Source organism: Streptomyces aurantiacus, from assembly GCF_027107535.1.
In the GTDB taxonomy this organism is placed as follows: domain Bacteria; phylum Actinomycetota; class Actinomycetes; order Streptomycetales; family Streptomycetaceae; genus Streptomyces.
The window spans coordinates 331,682-348,174 of sequence record NZ_CP114282.1 but is presented as its reverse complement, the minus strand read 5'-3'; the positions used below and the strand labels follow the sequence as shown (position 1 = coordinate 348,174).

Below are 16,493 nucleotides of genomic sequence, written 5' to 3'. Positions count from 1 at the left end.
GCCTGACCTGCGCAGACCGTGCGCAGCGTACTACGGGGGCCGGTAGGGGAGTTGGTAGGGAGACCGGTAGGGGCTTGGAGGTCTGCGCGCACGTGCGCAGTCGGCTGTGCCGGTCAGTCGGCGAGTCCGCGGGCAAGCGCGTGGTGGCGTCGATGCTGCTTGCCGATGACGCGGCAGGAGACACGGCCACAGAGAATGATCACTCCAGGTCCTTGCGTGCGGTGCGGCATCTACACCGGATGCGCACCTTCTACGGGGCAGCTGTCCTGCTGTGGGCGGCTTCAGCTGCCTGGTCAGGGTGGGAGTATCCCGAGAGTCGGCAGATGTGGGTATCTGTGCTCTTTCTCGTGGTCTTTACTGGCCTGCTGTCCGTGACGTCCGTGTGGGTGCGGCGCCTTCAGGACGCTGGCGCGGACAAGCCCGTGCACCACGCCGCTCCGCGAACCATGGCCGCTCACCATCATGTAAGTACCTGAGTCGCGGCACCTACTGACCTTCAAGGCGTGGCGTCAGCAAGGCCGACGGGTGGCATTCCCTGCGGCATGCCACCTACATGAGGTAGGCACAGAGCGGTGGTCGGACCGCCGAGCGCCGGGCGTCTTGGGAGCGGTTGCGGATGGAGGCGGAGGCGCCCAGCGGTTCACCCATGGCGACGATGTGGACGTCACCGCCTGGTCCTCTACGGGCTCGGCTCACCGTGGCGAGTTGGACTGGCCCCGTTGCGCGATCGACTCCGTGAACCTGCGAGCTGCTCTGAAAAAAGGGATACCTGACAGGTCCGGAGCCCGCCGGCCGAAGTGCGATAGAAGACCCACCTCATCACTGAGCGGCCGATCTGCCCCCTTCTTTCGCATCTCCTGCGACAACCGGGCCCTGATCCTTCTGGTGACGGGCATACCACCCATCCGATCTGGCCGTGGGCGCCGACGATGCAGACGGGCAAGCTCCACGCCGATCGGTTCTTGGAACTGCGAGCCGCCCTTGGACGTTCCTCTCGCCCACTCTCACGAGCCTCGCCTGCAGAGGTAAGTGGCAAGCCAGCCAGCCCTGGCAGCTTCAGGCCCCGCGGGTTGGCCATCTGCGAGTCGTTCACTCACCTGAGTGAACGGGTAGGTTATTGGATCGTTCGGCAGACGTTACCGAGTTCCGTTCCCTACAATGCGTTGATTCAATGGTGATGGGGTACATCGCATCTGAGCGCGAGGTGTCGGGGGGCATCGTGACGGAACCTTTGGAGATTTACTGGGCTGACGGATGCGATGTGGCAGATCGCTACCGAGCCTCCGTCGAGGACGTCCTCCGGGGCATCGTGCGCCACTCTGATTCATCAGCAGGCGAGACCAAGTGCCGTGAGCTGGGCATATGGCCAGCGACCGTGGCCAGCGTCGAAGTTCGGCGGAGCCTCACAGAAGGGCGCAGCGGTGCGCGGGTCTTGGAGATCGTCACCCGGCGGGCGGGAAATCGGAAGCCGGCGCTTCAGGTAGCCAAGCTGATGGACGTGGCAGCGGCGGTCGAAGAATGGAAAGGGTATGGCCGCCTGCGCGACACCTGTGACAGTAACCTCTTTGTCGCTATCACCGCAGTCAGCCAGGGTGTGCTGGACGAGCGCACCGACGATACGCGCCACAATGTCGTGGTCTACCGACACGTCACGGAATGGGATCACCGCAAAGAAGTAGCCATGGTGTCCCTGGAAGACGTGATTGCCACGACGCTCGACGGCCGCGCTTCCATCGAGGAGTGCGTCGGCCTGGTGAGACAGGTCCTGTCGTCTCTGGCCGGCAGCATGTACGACTCGGGAGAAGTTCAGGAGAAAGGGCTGCTGTCGTTCAACAACTCGCTGGGTTTTGACGTCTCCTTATCGGTGGGCCAGGTCAAAGCAACGTCGGATGATCTCCTACTGATGGACGGCAACGCAGACGACGACGGCTCGGAGCGACGTCTGCATTCCAGTGACGTGGGCGTCGAATCCACCTCCCCACCTGGCCCCAGCCGGACTCTGCTAATCGGGGACACGGTGCGCCTGACGCTGAAAAAGCTAGAGGTCGGCGAGGATTTCGTTACAGGTAACTTGCGGGAAAGCGCAGTCAGGGTGCGCGTTCAGCTGCTGGGGTCGTCCAAGTCCGCCGAGAACATCAACCTGATTCGCAAGGCGCAGTCGGAGGGTAAAGACGTCGAGATCCTCGGCAAGGTCACCGCTGTGCGAGCACAGACGTGGTCTGCCACGATGGCTCGCGCTTTCGAGACCAGCGGGTTTGACGAGAGCGCAACGACGATCGCCTTCGAAGGATCGCGGATCGCGCATCCCGCCCGGCATCTGCATTCCGTGTTGTGGAAAAGCACCGCGAAGAGATTGTTTTCACCGGTCCACTGTGACCTCAATCCTCGCAACATCATCATCCTCGGCTCCACGCCCTATCTGATCGACTTCGCGACGTTCGCCAAGTCGGGGGCGACCCTGCAGGATCCGGCGTGGTTGGAGACATGCCTGGTCCGCGACTGCTTTGCCGAGAGGCTGGGCTGGGGAGAGCTGGTTCGGCTGCAGCGCTTCCTGGGCTTCCTCTCTCGAATGTCGGCCTTCTGGGACGACGACCAAGTCCGCACTGCAGCCGCCGACATCGCAGAAGCACTGGCCGAAGATCACCGTCAACTCGGCTTGGCCCTGCGCATCCTGTGGCAGGTGCGTAGCACGCTGGCGGAAACGATTCCGGAATCGGCACTCGAGGACTGGCGCACCCACTATCCCCAGCATCTGGTTCTGGCAGCCTGCCGCACGTTGAAATGGGCTGACAACGAGGACGAACGCGCAAACCCGCAGCGTCTCAGAGCCTCCTGCGCCGTGGCCGGCGTGGCGAACGAAAGCCTCGGGGCGCTGGATGAGCTGTTCACCGACTGGTCATCCAGCGACTCGGCCCTTGCCTGCCAGGCCCTGCTCAATGCCGGAGCCACAGATGCCTCCGGCGCGGGAGATCTGCTGTTGGTCGCATCCTCGTCCGTTAAGGACGCCGCGGTGCTGCAGCAGGTGGTCCAGGGACTGCGCCGCCTACCGTCACCTAGACTCCAGTCAGCTCGCCGCGAACTTCTCGAGCGCCACCTCACGGGCGTGGATGCTCCGCCGGGAAAAGCGAAGAGGCCTGACCCCGCCGCGGGTCAGGCCGCAGACTCCTCGTTCACCTACATCGCGCTGGAAGGACACCGGTTAACGCCCGGGGCCCCGTATGTGCAGCAGGGCTTCGGCGCGTTATCGGCCGGGGCCGACGATTGTGTGATGCTAATCGAGAAAGAGATGCGCGTCGTGCTGCTCTCCGATCCCTCGGTGGGCAAGACGACGGTGGCTCGAGAGTTGTATCTGCGCAGGCTTTCTGAAGACATCCCTGCAACTCAGAGTCCGCTGCTGCCACTGTGGGTGTCGGCCGTCGACGTGATGGAATTCCTGCGCGGCCCAGCCGCACCCAAGACTGTCTACCGGCTTTTGCGTTCCGCCAACGGCGTGCAGGAACATTTGTGCGATGCGACTTTGGCGGCGTTGATCTCCATGGGCGCCGTACACGTCACCGTGGACGGGCTTCATCTGGTGGACGGCCGCGAGCGCGGCCAGATCATGGTATATCTGGCCCGGCTTGCCCGGCGGGTCCCGCGGCTGGGTCTACTCGTGTGCGACCGTATTCGGGACTACGACCCGGCGGTGTTGGGGTGGCCGGCCGTGGTGGTGCACAAGGTCCGCGAGGGGGCTGCACGGGACTTTTTGCGCACAGTGCTGCGCAAACGGGATGAACATAGCTGGAATAAACGGTTCAAAAGCCTCGAGGATCGCCTGTTTCACGATGTCGGCGCGGTGGCACTACGGGACCTCGCGGGCAAGCCACAGTTCTTGAGCATGCTCGTGGATCACTATGCCGGAACCGATGTCGTGCTCTCTGGTCCAGGCGAATTGGTGCGGCACTACCTGACGCGCCTGCTGAAGGACGCGGCGTCGAACGTCAACGTCGATGACGTGATCCGGCGCCTTGGCGAGATTGCTAAGAAGCTCGATGCATCCGGTGCGCTACGCAAGGCGGACGCAGTAGAGGCCTTGAACACCGCAGAGCCGGGCACCGGAGAGGCGTCGCTTGAGGATCTGCTTCAGACACCGTGCCTGGACGAGGTCGCCAAGCGGGTCAGCTTCCGCGACCCCCTGGTGCAGTCCTACTGCGGGGCGGTCGCCCTGCAGCGGACTCCGCAAGCAGAACTCGACACTGTCACCGATCACGTACTGCGCTACGGCTGGAGAGAAGCGGCAGTGCTACTGGTCACCGATCCTGATACGCCGGAGGAGACGACCGAAACGGTTGTAAGAGCCGGTGTGACCGCCAGCCCCTGGTACGGGGCGCTGCTTCTGCAAGCCGCTCCCTCGAGCCCCGTCATCGACTGCATCCGCGACGGATTCCTGCGCGAGCACAAGGACGTATTGCGTGCCGCGGACAGCAGTGTGCCTGCCTGGAAACGATCGGCCTACGCACTCGCGAAGTATGGGGACGGCAGTGCCTTGGATATCCTCCGCGAGATAGCGTTAAACGCCGGAGTGGCCACCGAGGCAGCTGAGGCAGCGCTTGACGGTCTGGTGATGATGCACCGCTGGTTCGCTCCCGGCGCCACCGACTGCCTAAGGCAAGTGCTGACGACTTTCCTCGACCCTGCAGCGCCACCGGCGCGGCAAGATGCCCGGCTCGTCACGCGCGCCTTACGCAGCATGCAAGTCGCGCGTCTTCACAGTCGTGTGGGGTTGGCCTGGGACAGGATCGCTGCCGATCAGCCCTGGGAGGTGCTCTCTCAGGCGTGGGAGACCGTCACACACCTAGGGGTGCAGCCGGACCGGGCTCGAACTCGCCTCTACGCTGACGCCTGCCGTCGGCGCCTGCACGAACTGGACGCACTGCTGCGCGCAACAGCGGCTACCGACACGGTGGAGCAGCTGAATCTCGAACGCATTCGCCTTCTCAACCAGCTCGCAGGATGTGGTCAGCTCGAAACGCTCTTGGCTTACCGCTTCCGGATCGGACTGGCCGACTACCGCGACTGGCCGCAGCTGATCGATCAAGCAGTCGCTGCGCAGCACGCCTTTCAGTGGGACGGATCCGCGGCGCCCACCATGATGTTGGCCTCGGACGTTCTCAACAGCATCGGCGTCGGCGCCGATCAGTGGACGCAGATGCTGGCCCTGAAGAACGACTCTCTCAAAGCACTGGCTGCTCATCATCTGCTCGCAGGCAACGTCGACGTCGATGAAGCATGCCTTCGCCGATTGGTTGCGACAGGTACAGCCAAATCTCTGATGATTGCTTCAGCCTTCGTGCACAGCCTCCCGCAAGAGATGCACGAGATGCTGGCGAGCATGCTCGACCCCCATCTCGACGATCTGGACGGCGAGTCCTTGGAGGCTGTGGCGGCGTTGGTCGGTGCGGCCGAGCACCTCGATGCAGACACAGGCCGGCGGCTGGCCTGGCGTGTCCACCGCGCCCTGCTCACGCAAGGCCAGGATCAGGCAGCACTTCACTGGCCTTGGGCCACCACCTGGCGACGCGCGCTGCTTCCCCGTGCGGAAACGGGCGACTTCCTCACAGCGCACGAGGAAAGCTTCGCCGAAACGATCCATGACCGGCGCATGCTGACGCTGCTGGGCAGCGCTGATGTGCTGTTAGACGCGCCCGCGGTCAAACCCGTTGCGCTACCGCTCAACGCACGGCGCCAGCTGCTCACTCTGGCCGCCCGAACGAATCCCAGTGGTGTTGCAGGACACCGATTCGTGCTCCTGGCCGCCAGTGCTGGTCTTTATGAAGAGCTCGCCTTTGTGCAACAAGCGGCCTTCGATCCGTACAACCTCTCGACAGTCATCCGCCACTCGCACGGGGTGCACGGCTCCATCGAAGTCCGGCTCGCCGCCCATGCGATCAGCGCGATCGGATACTTGACGCGGCTGAAGGCGAAGGACGACCCGAGCTACAAGGCCAAGGAGGACATGGATGAGGTGGCGCAGATGCATCCTGAGGTGATCACCTCTCACCCCAGCCTCGGCAGGGCACGCATCATCTCCCTGGGGTACTGGAGCGTTGAGCCACTGCTGGATGCCCTTCCCAGCGAAGATCCAATCCTGCTGGCGGCCTTGAAGAACATCGTGCACCACTGGCTGCCCGGCTCCCAGGAGGAAGCTGACGAACGACGCAGAGACATCGCCAGCCGACTACTTAGAGCCACCACGGAGATGCCCCTCACGCCGCAGGCGCGTGGCGTTCTGACAGAACTGAGGTTGAGCATCGAAGACAGGCTGGGCCGCTATGTCAGCTGCTGACCGTCTACGGCAAGCCCATCTCCGACTTCGCCGCCGCCACTACCGTGCGGCGTGCCTGCGACGCACGGGCGAGCGCACCCTGCCGGGCCGGCCCCGGTGTGGTCTGACGCACCTCCTTCTGACAGCGCAGCAACTCCTCACACGCTCCCAGGGCACGCCCGGAAGCCAGCAGACGCAGCCGCGTCAGCTGGCTACGCATCTCCTCGTAGGCCTCTGCCGCACCATTTGGTGGAGCGCTGCCTTCCATCTGTTCACGAGAGAGGTCCGAATGTTGCCAACTGGCTTCCAGGAAAGCCACGAAGGCATCAGTGAGAGCATCCCGCGCCCAGCGCCGCTGATCTCGGCGACCCCCTACTACCGTGGTCACGATCAACGTCGCCGCGCTCGTCAGCGCAGCAGCCCACGCCGCCCACACGCTCATGTCCCCCACACGCCTATTGTCACCCCTCGCCACGCCTCCACATGGGTGGATTACCGCGCAGACGCTGTCTGGATTCACGCCCTGTCGTTAGACCCAATGCGCTCTGGCAAAGCCGGCCGTCATGCGGGACAGTTCAAGTACGCATGCGAGTCACGCTCCGACGCATCACATCCCGCGCGCCGGACTGGGGGGACACTCCATGGGCACATCTAGAGACCTGGGCATCTCCGCCGCCAAGCTTTTGGGCGCGGTAGCGTCCACCGTTCTACTTGAGCAAGCCATGATCCGCCTCCTGGAACACTCAGAGGGACTGGGCAAGCCAGCCGCACGCCGAGCGCTCCTACGCCACCTCGCTTTCAGCGTGCCTCCCGCTCCGCGCGAAGCATCAGCCACCGATGAACTGGCGAAAATCGTTCATGGGTGTGCCCAAAACGACCAGACCGGCGAGAAGACGGACTCGCTCACCCGCGCTGTACTCGCCGTGACCGGTGACCGCGAGATGGTCTCTCAACTGCGGCTACTCAGCGACCTCAATCTCGCGCACGCACGCCTCCCCCAGGATGAACTCAGCGCACTGCACACGATGCTGCGGGACTGTGCACTCGACGTCAATGACGTCGCACGGTCAGCGCTCGCCCCGTTCCCCCCCAGGCTTCCAGACCACTGCACGAACGCCTGGAGCGTCACGCTGCACCTGATGCGTCGCAACACACGGCCCGACGGGCTACCTCCGTTCCTGGCCTTCCTTGAACACGCGGCCGCGTCCTTGACCGACCCTGACGCTCAGCGGCAGCTGCAGCGGTGGAATCTGGCCTATGCGCAGGCCCGCGGCCTTGAAAAACCGCTCAAAGCCTGCCGCTCCTCAGCCCGCCCCTCCTCCCGGCACACCCGCTCCATTCCAGAGCACCGCATCATGGTGGTACTCCTCCCGGACGGCCTGGACGAGGATTACTGCACCCTGCGCGTGTGGCACCAGCACGACCAGACGTTCAAGGACGACGATGTCCTCGTCCGCCAGAGCGATTTGCAGCGTGTCGTGCGCCAGCGCCTTGCCCACTGGACCGCCCAGAAGACCCCCCGTCAGATCCTGGTCGAGTTCTGGCTCGGACTATCCCTGATCAACCTTCCCGTAATGCACTGGTGTGTGCCGGAGGAGGACCTGCAAGAGGGACAGACTCGCATGCGGGTGGTCGTCCGCAGCATGGGCTTGCGTCCGGATGACACCCGCGATCCGTGGCGTGCACACTGGTCCGGCCTCATTGGCCAGGACCCGACCGCCCGGCGCGCTCTGTGCCCCGCTGGCAAAACCGCCGATCTACCGGCCAGACGCCCCCTGATCCTGGCCGAGTCGCCAGCCAGCGAAGCCGGCCGCGCACAATTGTTGGAGGCACTCCATCAAGGAGTGGCCGCCGTCATGTGGGACCGCAGCAACACCGACGTCCAGCAGTTCCGCACTTACGCTGAAATACTCTTCGACGAAGTGCCCCCCGCACAACTGCCCATGAGGCTCAACCAAGTCCAATCAGCTCGAGACGGGAGCCCGCAAGCAGAGGCCCTGCATGACGCCGTCCTCATCTGGGACGATCCTGACCGAGATCTGCCCGAGCCCAGCCCCCTGACGTCCCCAGACGAGGTCTCGGCACGGTGACCCTCCCTGACGACCGCTGGGTGATCACCGCCTCACCGCTGCAGAGCGCGTTGCCGATCTGGCGCAACTCCTCCTCTTTCGAGGCTGAGTTCACCGAGCCTCCGAGTAAATGGGGCGTAACCTCACAGGCCCCGGCCATGGAAACCGCAATGGCTCCTCTGAACCTTCTGGCCAAGCTGGAAGGCCCCCGTGAGCCCTCAAGCGACGGTATTTACGAGAGCCCTCTGGATCCCTTTGCTCTGTCCTTCTCACCAGGCTGGGAACTCGTCCTCGTCGTCGACACTGCCCTGTCCATGCAGCCCTGGTTCTCGACCGCCAACGCAATCGCAGCCTGCGCACACGACCTCCCGCTCTTTCACAGCGTGCGCGTCATCCGCATGAAGAACCGGCAAGGCAAGCCACTGACGTTCACCCCCGACGCAAGTTCCCTATCTCACGCCCCGGCGGACACTAACCGCCGGTGCATGATCCTTCTGCTTACCGACGGAGTCGGCCCTCACTGGCACCGGTCAGAAGTTCTCAAGCACCTTCGCGCATGGGCCAGCCATCACGTCGTAGCCATTCTGCAGACGCTCCCCGAGATCGAGTGGGAACTCACAGGCTTACCCACCCGCCAAGCACGCCTGCGCGCCCCTACACCTGGCTGCACCAACAACAACCTGGTACTTCACGAAATCGAAGAGCCGCAGGCACACCCAGCCGAAAACATCGGCCCCACACCGACGCTCATCCCTGTGCTGGAACTTCGCAAACGATGGATCGATCAGTGGGTTCGCATGCTTCTGACCAACTCACGCGTTCATCAGCCGGTCGCAGCCATTCCCGCAGGCCCCTTGACGGAGAGGCCTTTCTTCCCAAAACAGAGCGAACCGTCCACAACGGCCAGCGAGCGGGTCGCGGCCTTTGAATCCTCGGTACCTGAAAGCACATACGCCCTTGCCAAGAGCCTCGCCATGGCTCCCCTAAACCGGTATGTAATGGACCTCATTGCCGATAAGTCAGAACCGACAGCCACCCCCAGTGATCTATCGCGCGTCCTTACCAGCAACCTACTCGTCGCCTTTGAAAAGCCCGCTGGAGAAGCAAGCAGCTTCGGCCAGGTGACCTTCGACTTCGCCGACGACGTACGCCAGTGTCTCCTCGCCCAGAGCGACTCCACCCACACCTATCAGACCGCGGAGCTGCTCGACAGGCACCTGGCACGCCACATGCCAGCCCTCTCAGGGCTCAGCGACCGCCTTCGGAAACCAACACCACAAGCAATACCCACGATCACACCACAGGCACTCCCGTATCTGCGTGTGGAAGCAAGCCTGCTCACCGCACTGTCCGCACAATCGCAAGAGCACCGCAACACCGCCGAACACCTTCGCACAGCCCTCATCGCTCACACGCCACCTTCGGACAGGCCCGCCCTCACAGGACTCGACACTTAACTTGCTATTTCCGGGCCGCTTGAAGCCACGTCGTAGCTGGGAACGCTCGCCGATGCCCTCACTCACGTGCGGGGACGTCTTTCACGGGGCGGCCGCGGCCGGCCTGTCACCGTGAACGGGGAGCAGACGAGCCGGCCGTCCGCGTCCGATGAACCGACCCATCAGGGCCCGCGACGTAGGAGAGGCCGCCGCCGTTCGAGCCGAGGGCCACCTTCTGGTCCGCGCCAGCATCGACAGAGCCGTGCTCCTGAAGTCGCAAAAGGACGTCACTTGCCGGGTCGAGGAAGTAGCCGTTGCCGACGTCCGCCCAGGTGACGTCGCCGATGCTGTCGTAGAAAGTGACCAGGTCAGCCGGGATAACGCCCGCTTGAGCAAGCGCGCGAGCCGCGGTTCGATGGGCACGGCTGGCCGGCCGGACCTCGTTGGTGCCGGGGGGGAAAGCCGTGCCGACGCTCGAACATCCGCCAAGCTGCCTCCCGACGTTGCTCTTTCAGCAGGGTAGGAGCAGGCACTGACAACGATGCGCACGGCAAGGGCCGTTGCCACGCTCCAGCTCGCCGTTGGTCGGTAGCGGCTTCATCGAATACTCTGCGCGAGGGCTGCATCACCTGGTTTCGGAGGGGATACGGGCCGCGATTTCGCGCGCCAGTCGGTTGGCCTCTTCTGACTGCGCTCCCTCGTCGAGCGCCACTGCCAGCAGTAGGCGTAGCAGGTCGTGCGCCTCGTCCAGGCTCAGCAGGGGCAGCCGCTCCGTCGTGTGCTCGACAGGGGCGAAGGTGATGGGGTCTGATGCAGGTTTGGGTGACAGGTTGACCTGTCACCCAAACCTGCATCAGACCCCATGCACACACGTAGGCATCTGGGGTGTCAATCCACCCGGTTGACCGTGCCCGACATGAGGAACCAGAAGGAACTCACGGTCACCGCTCCGGGATGAGGTCCGCGTCACGTGCAGCGCGGACGGCGCTGGTTGCGGCGGGGATGTCAGGGCGGCTCTTCCACTGCCCGGCCATGGTCATGAGGGCGTCGAGGCAGCGGCGGGGGATTTCTCGTGTCGACGATCGCGATTTTCCCCATGTTGGGTGGTTTGAGCACTTCGTTATTCCCCATACCGAATTCTCCTAATTGGCCATGGGTACGGCGGAGTTCGGGATCGAGGGACCGGGGCATCGCGGAGGTGCTCGGGGCGGCTCTCGGCCTGTGGTTCGCAAGGCCGATGGGCAGCCCGGATGGCGAGGAGAACGTTCGTCGTGGTCGATGTCACCGAGATCTACGTCCACTGGTACGCAGGCCGCTCGAAGCGTGAGCTGGCCGCGTCGCTGGGGGTGGACCGCAAGACGATCCGCAAGTACCTGACGCCGGCGGAGGCGGCCGGGATCACTCCGGGCGGGCCGCCGATGGGCGAGGCCGACTGGGCCAAGCTGATCAAGGAGTGGTTCCCTGAGCTGACCAACTCCCGTCTGCGGCAGATCACTTGGGCGGAGATCGATCGGCACCGCGACTACATCGAGGGCCTGCTGGGTGAGGTGACGGTCACCACGATCCATCAACGGCTGCGGGACGAGCACAAGCTTCAGGTGTCGATCTCCGCGTTCCGCCGCTGGGTGCACGCCACGCTGCCCGACGACGTGAAAAGGTCGCAGGTCACCGTCCTGCGCGAGGACATCGAGCCGGGCGAGGAGGCCCAGATCGACTACGGCTTCCTGGGTCAGTGGATCAACCCGCGCACCGGCAAACGGCACCGGATCTGGGCCTTCGTGATGGTCCTGCCGTGCTCGCGGCACATGTTCGTCCGCCCCGTCCTCAACCTCCACCAGCACTCCTGGACCGAAGCTCACGTCGCGGCCTTCCGCTACTTCGGCGGCGTCCCGCGCCGGCTCGTACCGGACAACCTGAAGACCGGCGTCGACAAGCCCGATCTCTACGACCCGAAAATCAACAAGGCGTATGCCGAACTCGCCACCCACTACGGGGCGTTGGTGGACCCGGCTCGCGCCCTGAAGCCGAAGGACAAGCCCAGGGTGGAGCGGCCCATGCCCTACATCCGGGACTCGTTCTGGCGCGGGCGGGAGTTCATCTCGATCGAGCACATGCAGGCCGAGGCCGTCACCTGGGCCCAGAACGTCGCAGGCCAGCGGCCATGCCGGCCGCTGGGCGGGGCCACCCCGATGGCGGTCTTCGGGGCCCTGGAGGCGGAGACGCTGCTGCCGCTGCCGCCCACCCCGTTCGTGCTGGCCCGCTGGTCGACCGCGACGGTCGGCCCGGACATCCACATCAAGGTCGGCCGCACCCTCTACTCGGTGCCCTGGAAACTGATCGGCCGAAGGGTCGATGTCCGCTCCACCGCCACGATGGTCCAGGTCTTCCTCGACGGTGAACTGGTCAAGACTCACGCGGCACTTGAGCAGGGCAAACGCACCGACAGAAGCGACTACCCGCCGGAGAAGATCGCCTTCCAGATGAAGACACCGATCTGGTGCCGCACCCAGGCGTCCGAGCTCGGCGACGCCTGCCGCGAGGTCGTCGACCAGCTGCTGGAGGTCAACGCGCTCTACCGGCTCCGCGCCGCCCAGGGAGTTCTCGGACTGCGCAAGAAGTACGGCGACACGCGGCTGGAGGCCGCCTGCGCGAGAGCGATCACGGTCGGCGACCCGTCCTACCGCACCATCAAGGGCATCCTGATCGCCGGCACCGAGACCGATCCCGAGCCCGAGACCAGCGGCGATGCGGGAGCCGCGGCTTTCCTCCACGGACCGAAGCGGCTGTTCGCCTCCGCGACACCCCCCGACACGGCGGACGGGCTCCGCGACGACCAGGTCCACGGCGAAGCTGAGGGAAGCATCTGATGAGCGTGATGGACACCGCCCTGCGCGAGTCGCTGAAGTCGCTGCGGCTCTCGGGAATGCTGGAAACCCTTGATGCCCGCCTCGCCCAGGCCCACGGCGGCGAGCTCGGCCACCTCGACTTCCTCCAGGTCCTCTGCCAGGACGAGATCACCCGCCGCGAGACCGTCGCCTTCCAACGGCGCCTGCACCGGGCGAAGTTCGAGCAGCAGGTCACCCTCGAGGAGTTCGACTTCACCGCCTCCTCGAAGCTGCCCGCGGCCCAGATCCGCGACCTCGGCGCCCTGCGCTGGCTGCACGCGGGCGAGTCGGTCATTTTGTTCGGTCCCGTCGGGGTCGGCAAGACGCACGTCGCCCAGGCCCTCGGGCACCTCGCGGTCCGCCAGGGCGCCCACGTCCGCTTCGCCAAGACCAGCCGGATCCTCGCCGAACTGGCCGGCGGCCACGCGGACCGCACCTGGGACAAACGCCTGCGCGAGTTGGTACGTCCCGACGTGCTCATCCTCGACGACTTCGCCATGCGCCAGCTCGGCGCGGCCCAGGCCGACGACCTCTACGAACTCGTCTCCGAGCGGCAGGGCCGGTCCCTGATCATCACGAGCAACCGGGCGCCCAGCGACTGGTATCCGCTCTTCCCCAACCCCGTCGTCGCCGAGTCCCTCCTGGACCGGCTCATCAACACCAGCCACCAAGTCATCATGAACGGCCCCAGCTACCGGCCGAACAAGCGCCCCAAAAACCCCACCGACAAGCCCGGCAAGGCCCCGGTCAAGTGACCCCGATCAGGCGAGGGGTGGGGGAATTACGCAAACTTTTGGCGGGGGAATATCGCGAACGTCCACATTCTCGATCGCAGCAGCCGCCCACGCCCGCAGCACCGACCTGGCAAAGCTGGCGGACGCCGCGTGGGGTTTCGGGCTACACCGCGACGCCGCACAGCTCTACTACAAGGGATCTGCTGCTGGCAGTTCGTACGCGTCCGACCAGCTCATCCGTCTGATTGCCGAACTCGATCCCAGCGACAAGTGTCCTGCTCAGTGGGTGACTGCTCACGCGTTGCTGGATGATGCGGACGGCGTCGCGCACCTGCTGGACAGTCTGCGCCAGGCAGGCGCAAGCGAACAGACGGGACAGGTCCTCGCCCGCGACCCTGCCGCGCACGTCAGCCTGGACAACCCGACCGCAGCCACCCGCCGCCTCAGCGCCCTGTACACCACAGGCGCCCACGAACAAGTCACCACCCTGGCCACCCGCTACGCACGCAGCCCGGGCGCAGCACAGATTCCGGCGGTGAGTTCCGTGTCTCGATCGGAAGAACACCGCCGACAGTGGCCTGCGCCGTCCCAGCCCTTTGCGCCCTTCACTCCCCCGGCCGCCGAGTACGGCTCGTACCCTCCTGAGCAGTTCCGGGTCGGGCGTGAACCTGACGGCAGTCTTGCTACACCGTGGGCCTGGGACGACCTTGATTAACACCGCGTCTGCTGGCTGGACGACACAGAGTTCGTCAGACCCGCAGAAGTCTGCCGTTGACCCAGCCCACAGCTAAGTCCTCCATCAAGCCCCTCTAAAATAGCCGGTTATGCTCCAGTACGTGCCTGATCGTGACGTTGTTGGCGTGCTGCACGGAGAGCGGCACGCTGTTCGGGTTGGACGTAGAGGAGGAATACGGCTTCCTGGATCAGCGAAGCTACGTCGTCTACCTCCGCGTAGGAGAAGGCCAGCCCGTCGTGAAGGCTCCAGTTGCCCAGAGTCCGGGCCTCGTCGAGGTCGCGGACAACGTCAGCGGGTACACCTCTGCTGGTCAGGTCGGCGATCTTGTCCTTGAGGTTCCTACCGGTGGCACCGCGATCTTTACAGAGCTCTTCGACCGCCGCTCGGTACATCGCTGCTGCTGCCCGCAGTGCACCGGCTTCCTGGCATCTGGTGCCTTCGCTGAAGAGGTCGCGGACTTCCTGCGGGGCGGTTGGATCAAGGGTCTGCGTCGACCGCCGAGGATGCACCAGGAGGAGGAGCCGCGGCTTGGATGCCCTCTCTCTGATGGCTGTGGCGATGGCGTCGTGATCATCACCCTTGGGTAGGTCCGGCCCCCAGTGCTGGTGCACTACGGCAGTCTTCCTGCAGCTCTGGCAGGCCAGGATGTGCTCGACAACGCGGAAGACGTCGGCCTTGGGCTGCAGTTCCGGGCTGGGCCCAGTGCCGTTGAAGTCCGCGCCAGAGCGAGCGGGGCCGAAGGGCCGGTCCTTCAAGGCGGGCCAGACATCTCGTCGGCTGACGTGGTCGAACGCTACGTTCAGTTTGCAGTTCGGGCACTCGCCGGTCGGCGTGCGAGTGTCGATGTTCTCGATCGTGACACGGCTGCGCTCACTCATGGGCCAAGCGTTTCATCTGGCTGAGGTGCCGCGCTTGTGATTTGTGCGGCTGCGTGCGCTGACGCCGTGCCTCAGCGCAAATCATCGCGGCTGACAGGAAGTGCGGCGGTGCCAGCTAAAGATGCAGCTCTGCAGGCTGGCGAGTGATGGCCTGCTCAGCACGGACCGGCCCCTCCGCTCTGGTCCCACCAGGACGACGGGCATCCGGCGTTCGCGCTTCTGGAACAGGGTCCACAGCCCATAGAGGTACTGCAGGGCCTCGGTTCGCAGCGGGTGGGCATCGCGTACGACCACCACCGGCCAGGAGCGTCGTGCGATTTCGTCCTCGGCAGACCGCTGCGCATCAGCCAGCCGTCGCGGCCGCCCACCGAGGTGCAGAGCGGCGCGGAACGCGTCGATGGGCGCCGCGAGGTTGCCCGGCGTGGCGGTCGTGATCACGACGGAGTCGGCCTAGTCGCAGCGGCTGAGAGCGGCCTCCACCATGGTTTCACTCTGGACGTCCTCCGGCGCGATGAAACAGCGTCGCCTCGCCCGCTGCCCCTGCTGGTTTGGACTAGCGTCAGGTACCGCATGCCAGGGCGGACACAGGATTCCCGTGGGGATGGTCATAGATCCAGGACAGGCCACCCATATCGAGATATTGCCGAGCGCGGGTAACGGCCACATAGGCGAGGCGTGCCTCATCGCCGTCGATTGGACCGGGTACAGGACGGCCGGTGGCGTCGTGCTGGTCGCTGTCTTTAGGCGGGGTGAAGTCGTCGGCGATCTTCACGCCGGCCCATTCTCGCCCTTTGGCCTTGTGGGCGGTCGAGACGGTTACCTCTGCCTGGTCCTCGGGGACGAGATGGGCAACGGCCGACAGGATGGCGTCCGTGCCATGGGTGTCGACGAGGTCGACCAGCGGCTGCAGATCCCGTCCCGCCGGGTCGTAGGCCGCGTAGTCCTGCAGGTCCCCCCAGGACAGGAACAAGACCAGCTCGGGATGGGTGGTTCGGCGGCCGTCCTTGAGGTCGCGGGCGGCCAGGGCTGGACCTTGCCAGAGCCGATGCTCACCGAAGCGGTACGCAGCCCCGCCCTGCCGGCGTCGTCGGCCGCGGAGCCGAAGTGGGACGGATTCCGGGCCGCACTCTCCGTCGACGACGGCCAGGTGGTGCTGCGCTCACGCCGCGGCACCCCGCACTGAAAGCCTCACCCGGCGCCCGCGCCTACTACGACCAGCAACGCGCCCGCGGCATAGGCCACCGGGCCGCGCTCCGCCAGCTCGGCAACCGGCTCGTCGGGATCCTGCACGGCTGCCTCAAGACCGGCACCCCGTACGACGAACACACCGCCTGGGCGCACCACCAACAAGATCAACAAATTGCCGCTTGACATCAAAGATCATGGGATGTCTGACAGCGTGCCGGGCACGGCCTTCTGGTACGGGAACGAGGACTCCGCCGCCGGCACTG

The 16,493-nt window shown here is 65.0% G+C and carries 11 protein-coding genes and 2 pseudogenes; 8 read left to right on the top strand and 5 right to left on the bottom strand.

Features of this window, described 5'->3' with window-relative positions; all coding sequences use genetic code 11:
• Window positions 1-1,171: 1,171 nt before the first annotated feature.
• Entirely contained in the window at window positions 1,172-6,325 is a 5,154-nt protein-coding gene (locus tag O1Q96_RS01630) for a hypothetical protein (RefSeq protein WP_331276014.1), read from the top strand.
• Between the two features lie 4 nt (window positions 6,326-6,329).
• Here the strand turns inward: O1Q96_RS01630 and O1Q96_RS01625 are convergent, their stop codons facing one another.
• The gene (locus tag O1Q96_RS01625; protein ID WP_269246483.1) at window positions 6,330-6,755 is read right to left on the bottom strand and encodes a hypothetical protein; all 426 of its coding nucleotides are present in this window, start codon (window positions 6,753-6,755) and stop codon (window positions 6,330-6,332) included.
• Between the two features lie 190 nt (window positions 6,756-6,945).
• Here O1Q96_RS01625 and O1Q96_RS01620 point away from each other — a divergent pair, with 190 nt between their 5' ends.
• Window positions 6,946-8,394 carry a VMAP-C domain-containing protein gene (locus O1Q96_RS01620; protein ID WP_269246482.1) on the top strand — a complete coding sequence of 483 codons (1,449 nt, stop codon included), beginning with the start codon at window positions 6,946-6,948 and terminating at the stop codon, window positions 8,392-8,394.
• The gene (locus O1Q96_RS01615; RefSeq protein WP_269246481.1) at window positions 8,391-9,830 is read left to right on the top strand and encodes an SAV_2336 N-terminal domain-related protein; all 1,440 of its coding nucleotides are present in this window, start codon (window positions 8,391-8,393) and stop codon (window positions 9,828-9,830) included. Before O1Q96_RS01620 ends, O1Q96_RS01615 begins: the two co-directional genes overlap by 4 nt.
• Before the next feature lie 604 nt (window positions 9,831-10,434).
• On the opposite strand, the gene O1Q96_RS01610 is transcribed toward O1Q96_RS01615, so the two are convergent.
• Entirely contained in the window at window positions 10,435-10,611 is a 177-nt protein-coding gene (locus O1Q96_RS01610; RefSeq protein ID WP_269246511.1) for a DUF6417 family protein, read from the bottom strand.
• A gap of 469 nt (window positions 10,612-11,080) precedes the next feature.
• On the opposite strand from O1Q96_RS01610, the gene istA reads away from it, so the two are divergent.
• The 3 genes from istA to O1Q96_RS01595 all read left to right on the top strand — a co-directional run bounded on the left by istA (window position 11,081) and on the right by O1Q96_RS01595 (window position 14,143).
• Complete coding sequence (istA, locus tag O1Q96_RS01605) at window positions 11,081-12,676, top strand: IS21 family transposase (RefSeq protein WP_269246480.1); 1,596 nt, start codon at window positions 11,081-11,083, stop codon at window positions 12,674-12,676.
• Window positions 12,676-13,449, top strand: a complete 774-nt coding sequence (gene istB / locus O1Q96_RS01600; RefSeq protein ID WP_269246479.1) for an IS21-like element helper ATPase IstB — start codon at window positions 12,676-12,678, stop codon at window positions 13,447-13,449. Before istA ends, istB begins: the two co-directional genes overlap by 1 nt.
• A gap of 265 nt (window positions 13,450-13,714) precedes the next feature.
• A complete protein-coding gene (locus O1Q96_RS01595) occupies window positions 13,715-14,143 on the top strand; it encodes a hypothetical protein (RefSeq protein ID WP_269246478.1) in 429 nt (142 codons plus the stop codon).
• A gap of 107 nt (window positions 14,144-14,250) precedes the next feature.
• On the opposite strand, the gene O1Q96_RS01590 is transcribed toward O1Q96_RS01595, so the two are convergent.
• The 3 genes and pseudogenes from O1Q96_RS01590 to O1Q96_RS01580 all read right to left on the bottom strand — a co-directional run.
• Entirely contained in the window at window positions 14,251-15,042 is a 792-nt protein-coding gene (locus O1Q96_RS01590) for a DUF4145 domain-containing protein (protein ID WP_269246477.1), read from the bottom strand.
• Between the two features lie 81 nt (window positions 15,043-15,123).
• Window positions 15,124-15,480 carry a hypothetical protein gene (locus O1Q96_RS01585; RefSeq protein ID WP_269246476.1) on the bottom strand — a complete coding sequence of 119 codons (357 nt, stop codon included), beginning with the start codon at window positions 15,478-15,480 and terminating at the stop codon, window positions 15,124-15,126.
• Between the two features lie 121 nt (window positions 15,481-15,601).
• Window positions 15,602-16,069, bottom strand: a pseudogene (locus O1Q96_RS01580) (3'-5' exonuclease); the annotation flags it as partial.
• Here O1Q96_RS01580 and O1Q96_RS01575 point away from each other — a divergent pair.
• Window positions 16,025-16,225, top strand: a complete 201-nt coding sequence (locus tag O1Q96_RS01575) for a hypothetical protein (protein WP_269246516.1) — start codon at window positions 16,025-16,027, stop codon at window positions 16,223-16,225. The pseudogene O1Q96_RS01580 and the gene O1Q96_RS01575 overlap by 45 nt on opposite strands.
• Window positions 16,219-16,413 (top strand): annotated as a pseudogene (locus tag O1Q96_RS01570) (IS110 family transposase); the annotation flags it as partial. The gene O1Q96_RS01575 and the pseudogene O1Q96_RS01570, both read left to right, overlap by 7 nt.
• Window positions 16,414-16,493 lie beyond the last annotated feature (80 nt).